3 protein-coding genes are annotated in these 3,430 nt (G+C 37.1%); 2 read left to right on the top strand and 1 reads right to left on the bottom strand.

Features of this window, described 5'->3' with window-relative positions; translation table 11 throughout:
• Window positions 1–107 precede the first annotated feature (107 nt).
• A complete protein-coding gene (locus HWQ37_RS31040) occupies window positions 108–683 on the bottom strand; it encodes a Uma2 family endonuclease (protein WP_292754496.1) in 576 nt (191 codons plus the stop codon).
• A gap of 660 nt (window positions 684–1,343) precedes the next feature.
• Here HWQ37_RS31040 and HWQ37_RS31035 point away from each other — a divergent pair.
• Together HWQ37_RS31035 and HWQ37_RS31030 are read left to right on the top strand one after the other, a co-directional pair.
• The gene (locus HWQ37_RS31035) at window positions 1,344–2,372 is read left to right on the top strand and encodes an Npun_R2821/Npun_R2822 family protein (RefSeq protein WP_292754493.1); all 1,029 of its coding nucleotides are present in this window, start codon (window positions 1,344–1,346) and stop codon (window positions 2,370–2,372) included.
• Between the two features lie 65 nt (window positions 2,373–2,437).
• Window positions 2,438–3,385 (top strand): glycosyltransferase family 2 protein, encoded by a 948-nt coding sequence (locus HWQ37_RS31030; RefSeq protein WP_292754490.1) that lies wholly within the window; start codon window positions 2,438–2,440, stop codon window positions 3,383–3,385.
• Window positions 3,386–3,430: the final 45 nt, after the last annotated feature.

The raw sequence follows: 3,430 nt of genomic DNA, 5'->3' as shown, positions 1-3,430 counted from the left end.
CGTAATTCGTAATTCGTAATTACCATTACGTAAGGGTTTTAGACATTTCAAATGGTGATACAGCGCGGTCTTGGGGCTGAGAAAACGAGTGCGATCGTGAGATAATTCTAACCAATATTACCCGCAGCTAGCACTTGTTCAACTGTCAGCGCAATTTCCGGGAAAGTTGCAGACACAATTTGCTGACTACCGCTAAACTCTTTTTCCTCGTACAAACCCTCTGACAACAATAAAATTGTAATTTTTGACTCTATTGGGTCTACAATCCAATATTCAGGAATTTCCAACGCTGCATACTCAGAACGTTTATACCGATAATCGCGTTTCACTGAATCAGAACTGACAACTTCCACTACTAACATCGGCGCAGACTGACAAACAGCAGACTCATCAAGGAATTGCATCACCTGTTCAGCCATGACAACATAAACATCAGGCAATCTTGACTTTCGCCATCCCGTTCTTACCCCCGCCTCTCTAAAGCATAGCCAAGGTAAACTCAAGCGATTAATTTCTGTGTCAAATGTCTGTTCCAGGAATTTAGCAAGCAGTAAATGTCTAAAAGTTGGTGGATTCATGCGTTCTAGTTTCCCATTCACCAGTTCATAACGGCTATCAGTACCATCGTCATAAACAAGATATTCTTCAAAGGAGTATAGACGCTCTGTAGTTGTCTGTGTCATCGCGCGACTTTTAAATAAAGGTTTTTTGAAGTAATCCTCAAAAAGTTATGAGGAATTGTACATTGGCTTGTAGTAGCGCTTAAATGTTTGTAGAATTACAAAAAAGTTGTACAATTTAAGCGCCTACAAAGTACTATTCTATCGTTAGCTACTCAGCACTTTGGAAAAAACAAAGTTGTACAATTTCATCATACTCCTGTTGTTTTATCAGAGCCGTTCTTATGCAACCGCAAATAAGTATCTTTATGTATAATCAATGACTCAAAAAGCTCACATCTCTCAATTTGTTTTAGAATTTATTGCAGGTCAGGTTTACTGGTTAATGGTGCTTGGGGTGTGGGAACCGCCGGGTTGTTAAGATTATTTTCGAGAAGGCAATTGTTTAACAGCTAGAGTTTTAGGCATTTGTAAGTAGGTGGGGAATGTTAGTATCATCCAAACTAACCAAAATAGCTATATTATTATTTGAGAATAATCGGTCAAGAAATAGCGATCACATTATTCGCGTTAGACTAATTTTGTATGAAGATGCGTAGAAAGCACCCCTACGTGCGGCACTTTTTTGCTACTTTGGGGAGGTTGGGAAGGGTCAAAATGATCTGCAACTTCACAGAGAATTGATATTACTCAGTAAATTAAAAATCAAAATAATTTATTACAATGGATAATTTTGGGATTTACACACTTGCTAATGACGTGGTATTTGACCAACTAGTAGCTTTGCTAAATAGCATTGAGGTAAATGTTGGTCCAGATATTCCGATTTGTATTATTCCCTATGATGACCGCTTAAAAAAAGTTAAGCAGGAGATACATTCTCGACCGAATGTCACCCTATTTGATGATAAAAGCTCAATCAAAAAATGGGATGATTTTGCCATTCAAGTTTGGAACGCTTATCCCAGACATAGCCGAAAAAATAAACCTTCTATCGAATGGAATAAAAAAAATAATTTAATCAGAAAAATGTGTGCTTTTGATGGTGAGTTTGAAAGATTTGTATTTTATGATGCTGATAGTTTAGCAATGAATAAGTTGGATAAGGTTTTAGAAAAACTAGACCAATACGACTTTGTGTTTGATGACTGGGAACACACCAAACAAACTTCAGTTGCAGCTTTCGACTTGCCGAAATTAGAACAAAAAATGTCTTTGCCTGAATCTGAAATCAGACGAGAAATCCACTGTTCTAGTTTTTTTGGTTCCAAAAAGGGTATTTTAGGTGCTGAAGAATTAAAAATACTCAAAAAGCGATTAATTGAAGATAAAGAAGTCGAATTGATTAACGAAATTGCTTGGTGGTGTGACGCAGATTTATTTAGCTACATGACTTTTAGAATTGCTCGACCACTATTTAACTTTACACTCAGTCCCAATGGTGAGGATAGAACTGGCAACTGTGCTAATGCAAATCCATTTGTGAACATTGATAATGTTCTTTACAACCAACAAGGATTAAAACCAATTCATCGTCTTCATTATATGGGTTATTCTGCTATTGGATTTACCCGCTTGTGTAAAGGTGAAGATGTTGATATTCGTTACAAAAATGAATTTTTGCACTATCGCTTTCTGAAGCAACCAGAGAAAAAACCGAAGCAATTAAAGCCACCTACCATAGCGGCTAGAAGCAATCGATTTATCAAAAAACTTTTGAATAAAATTAATCAAACCATTTCCTACACTTAGCTTTTGCCCAGCCTTGCTCATGATGCGTTTAGCTCGTGAGCAATATCCACTCTCATCTTGCAAAAATGCCTAAAGTTAGTGTTTCCATTCCCACGTTTAATCGAGTTAATTTACTGCCTTTCGCAATTGACAGTGTACTAAATCAGTCTGAGCAAGACTTTGAGCTAATTGTTTGTGATGACGGTTCTAGCGATCGCACACCCGAATTGATGTCACAATACACAGACAATCGGATTAAATATATCCGTCATCAGCAAAATATTGGTAAAAGTAATAATATGCGCTCTGGCTTTGATGCAGCCAGTGGTGAGTATTTTATTAAATTTGATGATGACGACCGGCTAACACCCGATTTTCTCGCAAGTACAGCAGCTATTCTTGCTGAAGACTCTAGCATTGATTTTGTTGGTACAGACCATTGGATAATTGATATTAACAATGTGCGAGATGAGGTAAAAACTCAAGAAAATTCTCATCGTTGGGGTAGGAAGAATTTAGCCGCAGGTGTTGTAAATAATTTGTTGGAAGTTGTATTTATTCAGCAAAGCTTTCAAGTTGGGGCGACATTATTTCGCCGTAAAACCTTGCAAGAATTAGGATATATGCAGCCAAATCTGCAAAATTGTGAGGATAATGATTTATTTGTGCGTATGGCTTTGGCTGGAAAAAAGGGCTATTACTTACCAGAATTATTGATGGAATATCGCTCTCATGCAGAGCAGCAAGGTATTAATCGAGCCATTCCTTATTTATTTGATAAAATTCAGTATTTAGAAAGTTATAAGTTTGAGTCTGAGAAATTAGAGAAAGTCAGGAAAAATCGTTTAACTGAAACGCAATTATTATTAGGTTTGCGTTTAATTGAAAAGGGTGAAACGCAACAAGGTAGAGAGCTAGTTTTGGCGGGACAATCTTTTTCGACTGCTAAAGCTTGGACTGGTTTAGGTTTATCGTTATTACCTATTGGGTTGCGAGGTAAGGCGTTTAATGCACTGCGACAGATGCAGGGTTAGGGATTGATATATTGTGCAACTTACTTTTCACGTTATCTAGAAAAG

It is taken from the genome of Nostoc sp. NMS4, from assembly GCF_017115095.1.
In the GTDB taxonomy this organism is placed as follows: domain Bacteria; phylum Cyanobacteriota; class Cyanobacteriia; order Cyanobacteriales; family Nostocaceae; genus Nostoc.
This window is presented reverse-complemented; position numbering and strand designations above follow the sequence as displayed.

Coding starts and splice junctions, on each gene's coding strand:
- HWQ37_RS31040 (WP_292754496.1), bottom strand. CDS start 683: ATGACACAGACAACTACAGAGCGTCTATACTCCTTTGAAGAATATCTT.
- HWQ37_RS31035 (WP_292754493.1), top strand. CDS start 1,344: ATGGATAATTTTGGGATTTACACACTTGCTAATGACGTGGTATTTGAC.
- HWQ37_RS31030 (WP_292754490.1), top strand. CDS start 2,438: ATGCCTAAAGTTAGTGTTTCCATTCCCACGTTTAATCGAGTTAATTTA.